This is a genomic window from Allocoleopsis sp. (assembly GCF_036703385.1).
Classification (GTDB): Bacteria; Cyanobacteriota; Cyanobacteriia; order Cyanobacteriales; family Coleofasciculaceae; genus Allocoleopsis.
In genome coordinates this window covers 1-18,811 of record NZ_DATNPA010000611.1, presented here as the reverse complement: position 1 = coordinate 18,811, position 18,811 = coordinate 1, and the positions used below count along the sequence as shown (strand labels likewise).

Genomic DNA, 18,811 nt, shown 5'->3' with positions numbered 1-18,811 from the left:
AAGTAAAAAATAAAAAGGCAGAAGTAGAGGTTTAGACTGGCTTTTGCCTTTTGCTTGGTTTATTTATAAAGGAGTTGCTGTTGCTCAAAGTTGGGGCGTACCTTCACCCGAACCAGTATGGCAGTGATATTGTCGTGCCCATTGTGTTCATTTGCCAGTTCAATTAACTGTAGAATACCCTGATCGAGATTGGCACGGGAACTGAGTAAGGGAGCAAGGTGCGTCTGCCAGTGAGTCTCTATCAAATCATTATCGGACAGACCATCAGAACACAGAATAAATAAAGTATCCTCATTGAGTTCCAAAATGTGTACATCCGGATTAATGCCCTGTTCGTTCCGGGGACCCAAGGCTTGAGTGAGTTGGTAGGCGTCGGGGCGACCGTAAGCGATTTCCCGAGGCACTCCCAGCTTTAATTCTCGGTTACCGACTTCATGATCCTCAGTCAATTGCTCTAAACCCCGCTTACGAGTTAGGCGATAGAGGCGACTATCGCCCACATGAGCGATCGCCACATTTGTATTTTGGATCAACATCATGACTAAGGTCGTACCCATGCGACCACTACCAGACCGGGCGTTTTTTTGGTTGACCTCGTAAATGGACTGATTGGCTACACGCACTGCCTCACGAACAGTCTCTTCGCTGGGCAACTGCTCGTCTTGCCAATGCTCTTGGAAGAAGCGCTTGAGCGTCTCAGCCGCCATGCCACTGGCAACTTCCCCGGACGCATGTCCCCCCATCCCGTCACAGAGAATATATAAACCCCGTGCCTGTACTGACCGACCCATTGGATTTTCTACTTTCTTGACCAGTGTCTGGATGCCAAAGGAGTCCTCATTATGCTCGCGTTGGTGACCGATATCGGTGCAACCCGCGTCATCCAGACTCAGCAACTGCATCGGCAAAATCAAGGTAGGTAGCTCGTCGCCTTCGTTACTACTCATAGCTTCATAAGGAATTCTTGGGGGTTGAGTGTATCCAGCCTCTTCTGGGATATCAACAGATGTGCTATCTGCCGCCTCTGCCCTTACCAAGTTATAGTTCTGGTCGGCTTCAGTGGTGACGGCTTCGTGTTGGCGGGCGATCGCTTCCAAGTGCGATCGCAGTTGGTGAATCGTCTTAATTTCCTGAGTACACATCTGCCGAAAAAGGGCGGCCAAGGACGTAAATTGAGTCCGCTGGGACTGATCAAATAACCGCTGCCACACTTGACCCAAATCCTGTAGCGTGAGCTGTTGTTCTTCAGGTTCTGGATACAAGCGCATCAGACCTAGGGCTTGGTCTTCATCCACCCGCAAATTCGTCGTTTCCAAGAGACTTTGACGACAATGCCAGGGTTCTAGTGCATCCCAGAGTTTGGCCATTTCATCCAGCCAGTATAAAATCTGCAAGGTAGAAAGCTGTTCACTGTCCCACAGCTCGGTAAGCGACTGCCAGCCGGAGCGGTCTTCTAGCAGTACCACAGCATCTCCAGCTTGCTGCCATGCATCATGAACGGCTGGCAGAGTTTGGTAGTACAATTCTTTGAGAGCTAAATAAGGTTGAGCGATCGCTGGAATTCCCCTAACTTTCCAGCTGTCACCGGGCGAGGTAGCAGGCTGTTTGAGGCTTAGCTCATACTTTTCAGAGCCACTCGGCTGTTGCTCCAGTAGCGCTTCTAAAGGTGACTGCTGAAAGGGTTGACAGTCTAAAACTCTGACTGATAAATCGTAGTGATTTTCCCCCTCCGTCGCTGCCACATCGAGACTCTGGGGTTCTAGCAGCCGATAACGCTGTTGTTTATCTAGATAAACAACCGTTGGTGTCGGTGAGCGAAATTCTGTGCTGTTCGATGTCTCATCAGTAGCCCCCTGAGTGAATTTCGACCGAAGCGGATTTGACAGAGGCTGTGTCACTTCCTCGTCGGCAATTTCCTCAATGGCTTCTGGTTTTGTTAAGGGGATAGTATTCTCCCCCTGGTCGTCTTCTAGAGGTGGTAAAGCAGACTCTGATGATGGCACCGGTGTCGTTAGTGCAGACGTTTCTAGTTGGGATAGTTCGTCCTCATCAGTCAGAGATGCCTCTATCGGCAGCACATCCGCATGGTCGGTGTCGTTTGCGCCCTGATTCGACGCCTCCAGGGGAGCTACTGGCTCATCCGTTGAGTAGGTAAAAGAATCTGGCTCCTTGGAGATAATAGCCCTCCAAACCGTTCCCGTGAAAGCACCGCAATTATGACAAGTTTCAGCATTAACCGGTACTAGGGTGTCGCACTCCTGACAAGTTTTATGGATCAGGGAAGTTCCACAGCTTTGGCAAAACTTGTTGGTATTGGGGTTTTCAAACTGACATTTGGGACAAACTAACATAATGGAACTTCCTCACTTCCTGTCAGAGGTTTTTAAGTTTGGTATATAAGCTAACTGCCATCTAGTTTGCCACGTCAGAATCGAAGGTTGCAGCTTTTGCAATTCAGCCTTAGGGCGATGAGCTTATAGGTGAGCTGACAGCAACTCAGCTAAGAATCACTTCAGTGATTTAGAGCTGCTGTAGAGCTTCTAGTTCTGTCGGTGTTAGGTCACGCCATTGACCTGGCTCAAGACCATCTAGACGGATTTGAGTGAAGTGCTTCTTACCAGCTACGCCGAGTGCTACTCGCACAAGTCGCAATGTCGGAAACCCCACAGCTGCTGTCATCCGTCGCACCTGGCGATTTCTCCCCTCCGTTAAGGTTATCTCTAGCCAGGAAGTGGGCACACTCTTACGAAAGCGTATCGGTGGTTGACGAGGCGGTAGGGGAGGGTCTTCTGATAATCGCTGCACCAAAGCGGGTCGTGTATGGTAACCCTGGATTACCACACCATTACGTAACTGATTAAGGGCTGCTTCGTCCGGAATACGCTCTACCTGTACCCAGTATGTGCGAGGATGGCGAAATCGTCGATCTGAAAGTCGATGCTGCACGCGTCCATTATTGGTCAATAGCAGCAACCCTTCGCTGTCCTGATCAAGCCGTCCAACTGGGTAAACTGAAGGTATCGGAATGTAGTCTTTAAGCGTACCACGGTTGGTCTGACTGACATCCTCATCCGTGAACTGGCTTAAGACGTTGTAGGGTTTGTAAAACAAGAGGTATCTATACACGCGTTTGGCATTGAGTTCATGCTGGAGTCATCGGGAGCATCCCGAGTCGGCATATACATCTTCATTGTGGAACAGGTACGCAAGCCTCGCCACAGCTACAGGACGGGCAGGATACCCACGCCACAAAAACACTATTTCTACAAAAATTGGATGCACCCGGAGCGTTTAGGATGAGAAATAATCGGTTGAAGGTTAGTGGGTTGGAAGTTGCAGGTTAAAAATTTTCTTCTCTTTATGCTCGCGTATTGTCGCGATACTGGCAGCATCCAGACCAGAGTTAGTCAATTTTTACACGGAAGCGCACAAATCCGATATTACTGGGAGATGTGTTAAAAATATCTCCCAGCTGCAATAATACTGAGCCTTTAGGATTATTACTATTCGGACAGGGAGAGGTGACGGGGGTTAGAGGCGAGGCAAATGTTCCCTGGTCTGTATCCGATGCATTCGTTTGAGGGGTCTGCGTTGCATTTTGATTGAGTAAAATTCCGCGACCTGCTCCAAAACTGTCAGAGATAAATGTGGTACCCGAGGGAACGGGGTCACAGATACGGACATCTTTGACTTCTTGGGAGCCATCGGAGAGGAAATAGACCGTGTATTCGACTTCGTCGCCACTTTGCAAGGGAGTTTCTGACCCCAGTTGGGTAATACCTAACAGCTGTCCAGGAAGTTGAGACCAGCCCGATGCATCATCACTGATATCATTGGGGTCATTCACCACACTATTAAAGTTAATACCGCTAATGGGCACACCGCTCCGCGTGGCATTTGTGATACGCTTCACCAAGCGCAAGCGTGGCCCTGTCCCTGGAGGGTTCGCTAAATCTAGCGGGGTCGAGTTGTTGTTATCACTGGGGTTGCCGTTGCCATCCGGATCTGGGTTAAGACCGTTGGTGGAGATATCACGAGTGGGGCCGGCGGAACTCTGGGCCGTTGCCTCAGCCTGGTTGTCATAGGGACTGAGTTTGTTGCCAGGTGTCATGGTGACGACGAGCTCAAGGGTTTTTGTTGCGCCGATCGCTAAGGTGTCGGTGCCGGAGAGTAGATTTGTATCATTGACGCCATTGAAGTTGTTATTGGGAGCAAGGTTCCCCGTCGGACTGCTGACGCGATTGACGGTGAACGGCGTCGAACCAAAGGTATTGGATAAATTTTCCGTGACTTGGACATTGTTGAGGTCAACATTGCCAAAATTCTGGATGGCGAGGATATAGGTGAGTTGAAAATTGCCGTTTCCCAGGTCAACCACAGATGTCACTGTCTTAGCTAAGCCGATGCTTGGATTGGCAGTGACTTGCAACGGTGTTGGGTCGGGAAATCCTACTACGGGAATGTAATCTGATGGAAGCGACGGAGCGCCGAATCTAGGTGGAAGGCCAAAAAGTTCGGATTGGTTGAAGATTGTGCCAGGAGGCGTGTTGGGTGGGATGCGGACATCCACGCTGATTTGGGCAATTGTTCTGGCTTGAATCGTGATACCTGTGATTTCTAAGAGGTTAGTAGTCCCATAGTTGTTAGGAGTGCCGCCAATAATATCGGTCAGCCTGAGCGTATTAGCCACAAACGTCCTACCGTTAGCCATTTCATCCCTGAACCTCAAGTTCGTCAAGGTCAACGGACTGATGTTGGCAATGCGATAAATGTAGGTAACAGTTCCCCCCGCAGGTATTGTTTCCGGTAACGCCCTCTTCTCTACTTGTAGGGCAAAAGCACAAGCGGCACCATCATTTCTGACTACTCCTTGTGCCCTACTCAGTAGGGCAAATTGACCTGTACCAGGAGCATCCACCGTACCCACATCAACGAGGTAGAAAGCACTGGTAGTGGCACTCGTTTCGTAGGCAAAAAACTGACCGAAGGCATCAAAGAAGGCTCCCCCAACCGTACTAATTTGTGGATTGGGTAAAGGCAAGAAGGTAACCGCGCCAGTCGTGCGGTCAATTCTAGCGACCTGCCTGGTGATAGTATCAAAGCCATAAAGCTGTCCATCTCTGGGATTGATGGCAAAGTCGGCTATTTCGGTGGCTTGTGATAGGGTTACCGCAGCACCAACCAACGTTGCCACACCTCCTGCTACATTAATCGTAAATAGCTGCTGATTCTGTGAGTTCTGTGGATTACTGCTTAAAATCAGGTAGTTGCCATTGACATCGACATCGCCAGCTAAATACAAAATCGGTCGGCCAGGTAAACCCGCAGGAACCCCGAGTGAGGTAGGTAGTCCATTGGGTGCAATTCGATAAACAGTCCCTGTGTCGGGATCGATGCCGTAAATCAATCCATCTTGAAAATTAAATCCGATCGCGTTGTAGCGGATATTGGCATTGATAGGAATACCAGGAATCGGATCTAGGGTAAACGGATTGACGTTGATGTTTAGGGTGTTGAGTGCGGTTGGAGCGGTCACATCCGTCACATCCGTTCCTTGACCGCGACTAACATAAAGCGTGTTTGTACAAGGGAAACTGGCTGAAGATTGTGCTGGCGCTGGAGGGGAGTAGCTCAACGCGATCGCTAAAATTAAAGCAGCGATAAAAGCCGTCAAACGATGGATTCGTTTGCGCCAATAATTGCCACATCTAGTGACGCCGATGAGTACTTTTCTTTGCCAAGTTCGAGCGGCTGGTGGGAGGTCATTGCGATACACTACCTTTTAACCTCTCTTTTTACGACACTTTTGGTAAGAAAAAAAATACCAAAATAGCACAGACACAGCTTTTGTACAGATACTTTTCAAAATACAAATCTACATTTTTTGCCGATAAGCATTTGACTTGGAGCCGCTAGCTTGTAGCTTTCCCAAAGGAAAAACGAAAGCAACGCCTCATCAAACGTTGCCAATCAAGTCCGTTGAATTGCTTATAGATTATTGAAATTTAAGCCATCCCACATGTTTGAGATGGCTCGTGCTTAAGTGCGGCTACAAAGAGCGCTTACACTTATTCTGGATTTTGCTAACCAAAAGAGCGGATTACTCTGTTGCCAGATGATGAAACCAGAAGAGTTGATATTACCGTTTTGCTACAGTTACCAAACCTATCTATAGGAGTAGAGTGGGCATGACCCTCTCTACCCCTAGCTCATCTACTAACGGTTAATCAATTTTTACGCGGAAGCGGACAAAACCAACGTTGCTTGGGGATGTAGTGGGCAGATCTCCCAGATTCACTAAGATTGACCCGTTGGAGTTGTTGGTGTTGGGACAGGGAGAGGTAACTGGGGTTAGACGGGAGAAGAATGTCCCTTTGTCTGTATCTGGAGCGTTAGTTAGGGATGTATTTGTTGACTGTTGATTCAACAAAATACCTTGACCGACTTGAAAACTGTCGGGAATAAATGTGGTTTTCTCTGGAATGGGGTCACAGACTTTGGCATCGCTGACGAGTTGAGTTCCATCAGAGAGGTAATAGACGGTGTATTCGACTTCATCTCCAGTTTGTAAGAGAGCATCGGAACCGATGCGAAAAACTCCTGCAAGAACTCCACCCGGAAGCTGAGACCAACCAGAAACATTGTCGTTGCGGTCATCGAGCTTATCAACAAAGCTCTGAAAGTCAATTCCACTAATCGGCGCACCACTTCTGGTTACATTTGTAATCCGTTTCACCAAGCGTAAGTTTGGCCCTACATCTAATGGAGTCTTGTCGTTGTTATCGGTTGGGTCACCATTGTTATCGGGGTCTGGGTTAATCCCCGCTTGTGATTGGTCAGTTACTGAGCCAAAAGGACTTTGAGCGATTCCTTGTACCTGATTTTCATAAGTACGAGTTTGGTTACCAGGCGTGATAATCACGATGAATTCAATGACTTTTGTTTCGCCAACGGCTAATGTATCTGTACCGGCAAGCAAGTTGGTGTCAGCACGGCCATTGTAGTTGGGATTAGGCGTGAGGTTGCCATTAGGACTTGTGACACTATTGGCAGGAACTGTAAACGGGATGGTGTCGAAGGTTGTGGCAAGGTTCTCCGTAAGCTGGAGATTGGTGAGTGTCGCTTCCCCGGAGTTTCGGGCGCGAACTCTGTAAGTTACGGTGAAGTTTCCGCCATCCGCAGGGACGATGGAAACGACTTCCTTGGCAACTCCTAAAGCCGGTCTTTGGTTGAAACTGACTGGTGTGGGGTCGTTGTTGTTGGTTGGGTTGCCATCATTGTCGGGGTCTGAGTTGACGCCATTTTGAGATAAGTCCTCAACCTGAATCGGTGTACCATTAGGACCCAGACCTGTTCCTGTTGCCCTTGCTTGGTTGTTGTAAGGGCCAAGGTTGGTACCAGGGGTGACCGTCATCACGAGTTGAATTGTTTTTGATTCGCCCAGAGCTAAGGTGTTAGCTGTTCCTGCCAGGAGATTGGTGTCAGTGCGACCATTGTAGCTAGTGTTAACTGTCAGGTTGCCACTGGGACTAGAAACGCTATTCACAGTGAATGGTGTGTTGGCAAAGGGACCACTAGGAGGGGTGACTAAATCTTCAATGACCTGGACATTACTGAGGGCAACGTTTCCTGCATTGTTGACCACAAATTCGTAAGTAATACGGTAGTTCCCGCCACCCAGATTCTCGTTCGATACTAGTCTCTTAGCCAAACCAATGAGTGGAGTTGGAGGGACTGTTATGGGTGTCGGATCGGGGTAGTTTCCTGTAGGGGGAAAATCAGAATTAATGGTCTGCGGAAGGTTCAGACCTGGAATAGGCGGAATGTTATTGACAATGGCTTGATTCAAGATTGGGCCAGGAGCTGTGGTCGGTTTCACTCGGACATTCACGCTGATTTCAACAGAACCTCTAGGTGGGATGGTAATCCCTGCAATTTGCAACAGTGAAGTTCCGCCATAAGCGTTAGGGGTTCCACCCACGCTACTATTGTTGAGTGTTTGATCGATGTAGATTAACCCAGCAGGCAACTGGTCGGTGAAAGTCAAGTTGGCAGTACTTAATGGCTGTCCTAGTTGGTTAGCGAGACGATAGGTGTAAGTGACGATGCCATTAGCAGGTACTGACGGAGGATTGACAACTTTCTCCACAATCGGCGCGTAAGCACAGGATGCACCGTCAAATCTTGAAACAGTTCCAGCATTCCCTAGTAATTCAAATGTAACGGCGTTGGAAAACGAAAGATTACGTGCGACCAATACACTACCATTAGTGTCGTAGATGTAAAAGTTACCAAACGCATCAAAGAAAGATGCACCGACAATTGCTATATTATTGGGGGGTTGTGCCGCACCAAAGTAGGTGACTGCGCCAGTCGTCGGGTCGATGCGAGCCATCTGTTTTAGGGTATTGTCAAACGCATAGAGCTGATCATCCACGGGATTGAAGGAAATGTCGGCAAAGTTAGTACCTGCGAGTGTCAGCGATCTGACTATATTATTAGTGGTTAAATCGATCGCGAAAAGGTTGGGTTGACCCGCAGGCGCAGGAGCGCTGACAGTAATATAGACAAAGTAGATTCCATTTCTATCAATATCGCCAGCGAAAACCTGACGCTGATCGCCGTTGGTTGGCCCTAAAAATATTGGGAAGGCTGGTACACCAGTTGGGAAACCTGGGAGTCGAGTAGGTTGTCCTGCGTTATCAATTCGATAAATTGCTGGAGGGTTTGCTCCAAAGCCAGAATCAACGTTATTAGAATCGGGTGCTATACCGTAAAGAAAGCCATCTTTAACATTGAAACCGATGGCGTTATACTCATTATTCTGTCCAGGCTGATTTGCCGTACCGATGTCGGTTAAACCAAAACTGGGCGTCGTAATGACGCTAGAGAGTGTAGTGTTTGTTGCTCCTCGACTGATGTACAAGGTACGATCGCAAATGAAACTTCCCGGAGCACTCTGTGTTAAGGCTGGCGGGTAGTAGCTCACCACCACCGCCAAAAGAGTCAAGAGGCTGATTAGCGCATACCCGAACTTCCGGAACAGAAGCGATACTTTTGGATAGCGCCACATCCCCCCCTGACTCCGACGGGGCATGACTTTATTCGCAGAAGACAAAACCAAGCTGATCAATATTCGGACTTTTTTTTTCCACGTCTGGACGCCGATTCGCTCTTGATTGCGCTGCACTACCTCGCTCCTCCCCTCGGTTCTACTTGCAAGTCGGTTTCTTGATTTTCAAAAATGATTTCCAAGCCTCTCGTGTCTTGGAAGATGAACTCCACGCGGCGATAGCGTGCATAATCCACAACGTCAGTGCCCGTGGTTTTGCGTTTCACTTCACCAAATGACCGAATTGTCAAGCGTTCTGGAGCAATTCCTTGACGCAATAGGTAATTTCGTGCGGCGATCGCACGACGCATTCCTAAGGCTTGGTTGTAGGCATCACTGGCACGGGGATCGGTGTGACCCTGAATATCAACCGTGAGAAATGGATAAGACCGCATCACTGCCACAATTTGGTCGAGGATGGCGGCGCTTTCCGCACTGATGGTGGATTGGTCGAGAGCGAAATGGATATTCCGCGCTAGAGAGAGCCTTAGTTGTTCTGGTGGAGGAGCTGGTTCTGGGGGGGTTGGCTCTGTGGGAGTTGGGGGTGTTTGTGCAACCAGGCACTGAGGAATTACAGGCGGTTGTCTGTCTATTGCTGCCGTTGCCGTACCATCTGCCGCCACTACCCTGGCATTGAGCGCGGGTTCAGAGGTGCCATACTGGGGATGGGTTGCGATCGCACTGACTGTTTCTCCAGGCTGTAAAGTATCGAGTGTGACGCTAAATTCTCCCTTTTCATCTGTCGATACACGGGTCAGGGGTTCACTCAATGGGCCATAACGACTCTCTGTCGTTGCCTGAACTCGATAGATTTCAACCATTGAACCCGGATCGGCCTTACCAAAGAGCTTGACCTCTCTTCCTAAAACAAAAAACTCCGAACTGAGAAACTGAGGCGCATTAATCGCTGCGTTGCCCGTTTCTTCGCGTCGGTTGGGGGAATTGCGCGGGGGGTTGGGGCCATCGCCGCGTTGAAACTCAACTACGCCAACATTTTGCTGTGTGTTGAGGTCAATACTCAACCCTTCGAGTTGCGCAAAACGATTGTTCTCAATCATGTTGCGTGAAGATGAGCGATTCCGCTGGACATCGTTTTTGGGATAAGCCGTGACCACAACACCCGGCCCCGCCTGCTCACTAATTTGGTTATCCATGACCCGATGATTATTTCCCATCAGGTAAACCGCCGCCCGACGCAAACGTCTGCCGTTGAATGTGATTTGGTTATTGCGAATCTGCACAGAACCGTTTGGCTTAAACAGATACACCCCACTTCCATCGTTGCCACAAATCAAATTCCCTGCAATTTGCGAGTTGTCAATTTCCCCTTCGAGGCGAATGGCATCCGGCATTCCAGTCAGTCCATTACCCATAATCATGTTGTCGGTTACCAGCAAATTCTGGGCTTGAGCGGAGGTAATAATACCACTGCCCTCATGGTTTGAAATTCGGTTGCGTTGGATGGTGGTACCTAGACTATTAAAGACGTACACGCCAAAGGCAGATAACTGATTGGGCATTTGCCCAGTCGGCGGGATACCCAACCAATTCTGTTCAATGACAACATTCTTCGGTGGTGCGGATTCTCTGGCTTTGGAGCTGACTCTAGGCGATCGCAAGTCAAAATTAGAGTTAGGGGGTTGTGTTGTTACATCGGGGTATGGCCGTCCCCGGTCGATGACAATATCACCGGGTGGCGTGTTGAGTGTGGCTCCACCTAACTTGCCAAAGCCGTAGATGCTCAAACCCCGAACGGTCACGTTATCCGCAACAATTGTGAGTCCGCGTAAAACCTCTTGGTCGGGTGCGGGTACTAGAGCAACCACAGGAGTAGGGACTTCAATTTGTGCGGCGGTTGCAGAGCGCTTGGCATCATAACTTGGTTGAGTTGTACCATCCACCACCAGCCCCGGACTGGCTAGGGGAGGTAAGACGGTTTGGAGTTGAATGGTGGTTTGGTCGGGGGGTAAATTGAACTCAATTCGGGAGGGTGTATTGGGGTCTAGGGGTCTAACCTGTGCTTTTTCAGCCTGACTCAAGCGTTCAACACTCAGCTGACCATTGACAATTGCGATCGCCTCCCGCAAAGTTAAGCCATCATCGGGTTGGACTGAGCCATCCTGGTTACTATTAACTACCACCGATACAGAATTTGCGGGCTGAGCAGTGGCTCTCATCGGTGTCGTTAAAACACCCAGCAGAAGAACGTCAAACGTCAAAAGGAAAAAAGCCCAAGGATGGTTGTTGAACTCTTTTTTAACCTTGGCTGGTTGACCTTTGACTCCCCGTACTCTCGAAAATCCAAATAACTTATATTCCACGCCTAACTTATTTACTCCTCACTCGTGGTATTAGAAGGGCGCAGGGTCTCGCCGTTGCTTGGGGTAGCCGGGGAGGCAAAAGAGGGAACTAAGGACGTGCTGGAATTTCCCCCTTGTCCTGCTTGTCCCCCCTGCTTCTCGACTCCCGAACTTCCTTGGGTCTGAGGTTTTTGCTCGTTAGCAACAGGTTTTGTCTCCGATTCCTGCTGTTGGCGTGGCACCACTCTTTGCCGCCCAAAACCACCAAACAGTTCGTTGACTTTAAAGGTGACTCCAAAGTAAATGCCTCCTTTGGAGCGATAGCCAGTAAAGTCGCGGTCATCTACGCCACCAAAGCTATAACCGAGAGCAATGCGTAAGTCGGGTGTTAGGTAATAACCGGTTTCCACTGCCACGCCCGTTTCGCTGTAACTGGGAGCGTTCTGACCGATCCACCGTCCTTCTACTGCCAGATCCATCCGGTAGTTCAGGCGGTAAGCCGCCCGGAGTTGGGTAAGAAAGACGGTGGAAGAATTGGAGAAGTTATTGGCTAAATCAGTATTGCTATAACGCAATGCCCCTTTGCCATAAAATTCCCAGCGCCAACTCGGAGCAAAAATCGCTTCTCCGGCAAATAGGTGTTCGGTTGCACCGGTACCACTGCCAAAGAGTAGGGTTTCGGGAATCGTGGAGGGATTTTTGCGGTACTCATAACGCAGCAGGGCATTCCAGCGATCGCTATTCGGGTCGCGATAGGCTAATCCCATCCGTAGCGTTGCCGTGTCCTTGAGCCCCTCAATCAGTTGGTTAGCAAAGTTGGCTTGCTCGTAGCGGGCGAGCAGGGTTAAGGAGGGAGAGAGTTTGCCCGCGCCTGCGATCGAGAACACGGTGTTGTCGTTGCCGGAACCGGTGCGGTGTTCTATCCGGGCAGAGGCTTTGAAATCGGGATTATCCGTGTATTCAACCCCTACGTTGAAGACATCCCCACCCAATAGCGCGAGGGAAGCGGCGGTTTGACCAACGGTATAAGGTTGAGCAAAGCGCACCCCAGCCGCTGTAGCAATTGAGGTGTTACTAAAGGTGTGCTCGTAACCCAGATTTACCAGTAATCCAGGGGAAACGGTCCAACGGTGATTCAGTCCTACAGCCCCCTGTCCTGTCACCCCATTGAAGCCACTAATCACGGAGTAGCGACCGGTGATGGTTGTGTTGTCCCAGATGTTATGAGACAGCAGCGTGTCGAGGCTGGTAATCGAGTCATTGCCCAAGATACCGCCGTCAAAGAACTGGTGGGCGAGACGCACGGTTACGCCGGGATAAGCTTTCCAATCCATCCCTACAGTGGTGCGGTTGGGGTAGAGCGGGTCATTACGCCCGAAACTGAGTTCGTTTTGTGCCAGGAAGGTAAGGCTTTCGGTGATGGGGAGACCCAGGCGAGAAACGAGTTGGGATGCATTGCCACTGAAGACATTGCTGGCGCGGTCTTCGCGATCACGATTGACAAAATCAACACTTAATGCTGCACTGCCGAACTTTTGTTGTACCCCGGCGCTGATGGTTCTCAGGGAGTTGTTGACGGCACTGCCGGGAGGGACGGCGACGCCTGGGTTGAATAGGTCGAAGAAGTCAGTGCGGACGAGGGGAGAGACGCCGAAGTTTTCTTCGTAATCGTACCCAGCGCGGAACGTGGTGCTGGAACCGATCGCATAGGCGATCGCAGCACCATATCGAGTCTGTCCAGGGGTAAAGCTGAGGGTGGCATCGTTACTAAAGTTTTCGTCAACGGAGCGGTAATATGCTCGTCCGTTCAGACCGGGGAGAATGGTGGCATTGGCTTCTAAGCGATAAGCGGAACCGGAGACGTTGCCTTGGAACAGAGAGTCATTATGAGAACGAGCCACTTCCCCAATCACTGACCCCTCGCTGCCGACCGCAATCCGGAAGTCTGCGCCATACAGTTCAAAGTCTTGGATTCCCTGTTCTTGGCGAAAATAAGTGGCGGCAACCCAGCTTTCTTGCTTGAAGGCTTGGGAGAAGTTGTATTGCGCCCGCCCTCCATAGAGATTTGTATCACCGTTTTCAGCACCTTCGTACTGGTAGGTAACTACAATTTTCCGCACGAGTAGGGTTGAGCCAACACCAGGCTCACTAATCGGTGCGTCAAAGAAGGCAAATTCTGTGGCGAGAACGGGACGACGAAACAGGAGGGTTCCGCGATCGTAATCAACTTCATAATCCGGCCCCCGCCCCAAGGGTTTGCGAGAAATGACCGTACCAGGACGATTGGCTTCTTCGGTTTCGATAAACACGTTCTCGCTGCCCGGAACCAGGCGTCGTCGGGAGAGGAAATAATAGCCACTAGTGCCATTAGGTGCGATCGTATCCCGCTGGAAGCCTTGGAGGTCGCGGGAGAACATGGCGGTGAGTTGCAGATTGCCAAAGTTGTAATTTCCCTTGAAGCCGTGCAACTGACGGGTGGTTGCCGTAAACAGTTGGGATTCTCTGGCAAATTCGTTGCTGTTGTAATCGCCCCACATCACGTAGTCAGGTTCTTTTCCTGCTCCTGCATTGCGCTCGAAGCGGAGATAAACGCTATCGGTAGAGGGGGTGAGGTAATTGACGGTGGAGCTATCGCCCGTTACCGGGTATTGTTGTTCGCAAAACTGCTGTTCCCGGAAGAGGCGGGTGATGCCATCACACGTTTCGTTGAGGTTGCGAGCACTGTTGTAAGCGCCAGTGAACAGCCACTCGCCCACTCGTCCGGTGGCAAAGACTGCGCCTTGTAGGTCGAATTGGGTGCCGTCGTCGATCGTCTCTGGATTGAGAAAGTCTCGTCGCCTTCCCCAGAAGTTTGTCCCGGATGGCCCTATTCTGAGGTCGATCACCCCAGAAACCAAAGAGGGGCGTAAATTGGTAATGAACTCGACTTGGGTATAGGCTTCAAGAGGAGTTGAAGGTTGAAGGTTGGAGGGTTGAATGTTTGGGGTTGGAAGGTTTGAAGTTTGAAGGTTGGAGGGTTGGTTTGAATGTTCAGCATTTAACTTTCCAACTTCCGACTCGTCCACGGCGGCACGAACTTGAACCTTTTGAGCGTCTAGGCTGGATTGGAGTTGGGCGGTGAATTCTCCTCCCCGTGCCATCACCTGGAAACCAGGCTGGTCTTTGTCTTGGTCGGCACCGACAAACTGACCCGCGCTAGCTGTCAGGGTGACGAGGGTATCTTGGCTCAGGAGTTGACCGTTTTCGTCGGTAATGCGTCCAGAGAGGGTGAGGGTGGAGCGACCATCCGCTGCAACGCGGGGGTCACCGACGGGGGAAAATTCCAGTTTTAAGGCTGTTTTTTTGACCGTAACCTGAATGCTGACAGGTGTCCCGTTCCCCGCCTGGACGGTGAGGGTGTTTTCTCCCTCTTCTAGCGGGATGTTGTACCAAGCCTGGTTAATCAGGTTTTGAGTCTGATCTTGGTTCTGCTGAGTATTCGTCTTCGGGTCGAGAGGTTTTTGGTTAACGCTAACCTGGATGGTGTCATTGGCGTTGTACTGAATGACTAGGTTAGTCGAGCGATTACTAGTTACTCCACTTTGGGGAGTGAGGATGCGAACGGTGCCTGGAGCAAGTTCGGCTGAGTTTGTGGCTGGGGGGGTGTTTTGTGTGAGGGCGATCGCAGGTGATAGTATCCTGATGCGATCGCGATCGTTTGTTGGAGCCAGGATATCCTGTTTTCTGGGGAGTCTTCCAGAATGATCGGTTTGTCCCTCCGACAGTTGTTCTCCTACAAGCGTTTCGCTTGTGTCAATTGTCAGTTGTGGTTTTTCACTGACTCCGGAGTCCAGGGCCGGCACAGGGGCACTGTCCCTACTACTGACTTCTGATGCGCGATCCCTCAGCATTGACTTTAGGGAAACACTCTCTTCTGTAACAGGAAGGGTTTGCTCTACCTGTTCTTTGGCCTTTGCAGGAGCAGGATCAGTCTCCCTTTTTAAGGGGGATTTAGGGGGCTCTTCTGCGTCTAATTCCACTAACTGAGGAGTATTCTCTTCACTCTTACGTTCGAGCGAGTTAGCCACACCTAAAGCAGGCTTAGCAGAGGAGGCGAAGGAACTCAAGGAGAATTTCTCCGGCTGTAATTCCGGAGTTTGTCCCACTTTACTGTGCCAGCTTTCTAGCGCTATGCGATCGCTATCAGTAAAGCTCCGGTGTTCCTCTACTCTCGAATCTTCCCCAACTGGTTGCACAGTTCCCAGTTCCCAGTCCCTAGGCAGTTCATCAGCATGAGCCTTAGGGAGAATTCCCATCGCTGTGAGTAACGTGGTAAGTAGACCAAGGCTAAGTGAGGGAAACCATCTTCTAGATAGGAATAGGTAAAAAGCCACCCATTTATTATCCAGACTATTCAACTGTTTGCCGTTTTGGGAACGGGACAGGTTCGCATCCTTCACGAATGCAGAATTAGCGTTTGCAAAACGTTTGAGCTTTTCTTGAGGGCGTTTCATCGCTGCTGCTCCCCATAGGCTGGTGTCACGGCAAAATTGACCCGAGCCATTCCGCCCGGTTCTAGTCGCACGAGGCGCGACTGACTATTGCCTTCTATAAATTTGGTGTTCGGAGCAAGACTGTATCCAGGCAGGCTGCTCAAATCCAACGTGGCGGTGTGCGGTCCGGCGATCACGTTATTTAATGAGAACAAGCCATTGGCATCGGTGGTGATCCGATTGCCATCTTCTGTGTAAACCACAGCATTGGGGACTCCTGGCTCTCCGGGTTGCTGATGACCATCAAAGTTTTTATCGATAAATACCCGACCGATGAGGGTACCGCAGTCGGATAAAATTCCTTGTCGAATCCGCAGCTGAAAGGCCGCCAGATTGCTTCGAGGCTCTCGTGCCACATTTCTGCCGTCTCCTCGAACGGCGTCTGGTGTGACTACGGAGGCATAAATTACCGTGAGTGTTTCCCCCGGATTGAGGGTTGGATAGGTAAAAGTGGTTTGTCGGTCTGCGGTTACGGGCGGAGGCAAACTCACGGGTGTGGTTGTACCGCCAGTGGTGAGTGCGCCTTGCAACGACTCGGGCAAAAACCTTACGCCGAGTGGTGGCGTGTCGGTGATCGTAATCTGATTGGCTGGAACCGATCCGGAGTTTGTCAGTGCGAGGCGGTATATGACAGTATCACCGGGTTCGGCAGCGGCACGATCTGCGGTTTTAACTAACTGAAGAATGGCTTGACCAGCCGTCAATACAGTCTCATTAGACTGAACAACGTTGGGTAAATTCCCGCCCGAAGCGGAAGCGGAATTTTTGATTTCATTTTGAGCGGCAAGCGGTGACGCACCAGCGACGAAGAACGCGGTCAAAAATGCAGGGAGAAGCAGACTAATGCTTCCCAACTGCTGTATTGGAGATTTCATCAGAAGGTAGCACCCTGGAATGGGTTTTCTTGTATAAGGTTAGAGTAAAAGTTGAATTTTGTAGATACCCTGATGAACGCTTGGTAGATGTAGATTTATGTAGATGCCCTGATGACGAAAGAGACGAATGATTGTAAGGGTTTAGTAGATTTCCTGATGCTGAGAAGGAGTAGAGTTGGCTACCTGTGTAATACACAACTCGCTTTTTGAACTGTAACAGCAGGCATTTACAGCAAGGGTTTCACTAGTTTGGTGATGGAAATAATCTAGCTGTAATCAAGGTACAATGCCGAGAGCCCAGAGCCGGATGTTGCTAGCTTAAGTTAAGAACAATAGGGTTTTTGGTTTCTTTCTTGGAGTCTATCGAACTTCTCGGTAAGTTCCACAACTGTATAACGAGTAATACGTATTAACCTAGGTTTTTGGGTTGGTGTCAATGCGTAATTTTTAAACAATTGTTGCAAAGAACATCAAAAAAACTAGCCTAGTTTTTAGATTTTGTCAATATGTAAGTTTTAGTAATACCAACCCGCAGTAATGAAGTGTCCCAGAGTTACCAGGGGTTTCCAATCATCGTAAAACCACTCCAGTAGTAAGGATGGGAAAAATCTCGATTACCACCGCCGGTTAACTCTGGCGGTAAAGGAAGCTTGCCCTCGCTTGTAATCAACTGCTGATTTTTGATTTGCACCTTTCCTGATATCATTTCCAGCTGTACTTTTCGCAGAGCTTCCGCTTTAATTGGGGCTGTTGTCAGCTGTTGGTAAAACTCGCTCATTAACCCCAAGGTGGCTTCATCATTGACATACCAAAGACTGGCTAAGGCGGATTTAACTCCAGCTTGCACGGCTAACCCGGCAAAGCCTAATTCTACTTCCTCATCTCCTACCGCCGTGCGACAGGCAGAGAGTACCAATAACTCGACGGGTGGTACAGCCCAGCCTATAGACTTCAGTTGCATGGGAGCCAACTTCCGGTCTTCCAACTGAATGTAAGAGTTCGCCGGTTTCCCTGGCACAAATTCGGCATGAGTTGCTAGGTGAATAATACCAAAAGGGGTTTGCGCCCGTTGTAACTTCAGGTTTTCTAGGGTAAAGCCTTGGTTGAGGAACGATTTACCCTGCCAAAAATGGGTAATGGCTTTCAATTCTATAGGCACAGCGGGTAAGGGTCTGTAGTCTTTAAACAAGCTTGCCCCCATTGCCAGCACATGGGATGAGTGGATATTCCCGTAACGAGTATCTGTCAGGGAGAGGCTCGGCATTAAGCCCATGCTGTATCGTTCTACAATAAACCCTTTCCCATCGTGGAGAGCCGCTAACGGGATGGTGCGTAGGCCAGTATCGGTAATGTAGACCAGATTTTTAATCCCTCGTTGCTCGATGTCGGCTTCTAAAGGAGCAAACAGCCATTGATACATTTGTTGAGCTGGGGCGAGATAGCCTAGAGAATCACGCGCGTTGGTAACGGTGTAACGAAACTTCGTCGCCATTGCGATGACTTCCGCTCTGGTGATGTTAATGGATTTCCGGATCGGTTTGCCTTGCCCAGTAATTAGAATGAGTTCTAGGCGATCGCTCGGACTAGGAGCCAGGGAACGCAACAGTAAAAGGTCTGCTGCATCTTCATCTAATTCTCCACCCGCAGCCGGAACTGGCGTAATGGTGGCAGGAACAAATACGGCATAAATAACCGCAGGTTTTACTCCAGTAACGCTTTCGATGCCGCGTAGCAGATTTTGCGCTTGTTCCAAAGTGACACCCGATACATCGCCCAATCCGAGATATTGCGTAAAAGGGCTGCTGGCTGACTTGTCAAGCGTCTCTACGCCCTTCTCCAGGGGCTGGGAGTTACTGTTTTGAATGGGCTGTAAGGCAGGTTTGCCTTGGGAAAGCGTCAGGTCAACCCCATAGATAGACGGTATGGTTGGGGTGGGGGAGACAGTAGGTTTCGGGAGTGGGTTGACGGGTTTGGGTGGGTCAACGGGCTTGG

General features: G+C 49.9%; 8 protein-coding genes. All 8 read right to left on the bottom strand.

Going from position 1 to position 18,811, the window contains the following annotated elements; translation table 11 throughout:
- Positions 1-59: 59 nt before the first annotated feature.
- Complete coding sequence (locus tag V6C93_RS29255) at positions 60-2,351, bottom strand: serine/threonine phosphatase (protein WP_333480197.1); 2,292 nt, start codon at positions 2,349-2,351, stop codon at positions 60-62.
- A 169-nt stretch (positions 2,352-2,520) separates the two neighbouring features.
- Complete coding sequence (locus tag V6C93_RS29250; protein WP_333480196.1) at positions 2,521-3,126, bottom strand: pseudouridine synthase; 606 nt, start codon at positions 3,124-3,126, stop codon at positions 2,521-2,523.
- 277 nt (positions 3,127-3,403) lie between these two features.
- Positions 3,404-5,776, bottom strand: a complete 2,373-nt coding sequence (locus V6C93_RS29245; protein WP_333480195.1) for a DUF6923 family protein — start codon at positions 5,774-5,776, stop codon at positions 3,404-3,406.
- A gap of 447 nt (positions 5,777-6,223) precedes the next feature.
- Positions 6,224-9,190 carry a DUF6923 family protein gene (locus tag V6C93_RS29240; protein WP_333480194.1) on the bottom strand — a complete coding sequence of 989 codons (2,967 nt, stop codon included), beginning with the start codon at positions 9,188-9,190 and terminating at the stop codon, positions 6,224-6,226.
- On the bottom strand, positions 9,190-11,433 hold the full coding sequence (locus V6C93_RS29235) for an OmpA family protein (RefSeq protein ID WP_333480193.1): 2,244 nt from the start codon (positions 11,431-11,433) through the stop codon (positions 9,190-9,192). Before V6C93_RS29235 ends, V6C93_RS29240 begins: the two co-directional genes overlap by 1 nt.
- Positions 11,434-11,444: 11 nt before the next feature.
- The gene (locus V6C93_RS29230; protein WP_333480192.1) at positions 11,445-15,905 is read right to left on the bottom strand and encodes a hypothetical protein; all 4,461 of its coding nucleotides are present in this window, start codon (positions 15,903-15,905) and stop codon (positions 11,445-11,447) included.
- The gene (locus V6C93_RS29225) at positions 15,902-16,819 is read right to left on the bottom strand and encodes a DUF7507 domain-containing protein (RefSeq protein ID WP_333480191.1); all 918 of its coding nucleotides are present in this window, start codon (positions 16,817-16,819) and stop codon (positions 15,902-15,904) included. Before V6C93_RS29225 ends, V6C93_RS29230 begins: the two co-directional genes overlap by 4 nt.
- 553 nt (positions 16,820-17,372) lie before the next feature.
- On the bottom strand, positions 17,373-18,811 hold a 1,439-nt coding region (locus V6C93_RS29220), incomplete at its 5' end, for a CHAT domain-containing protein (RefSeq protein WP_333480190.1).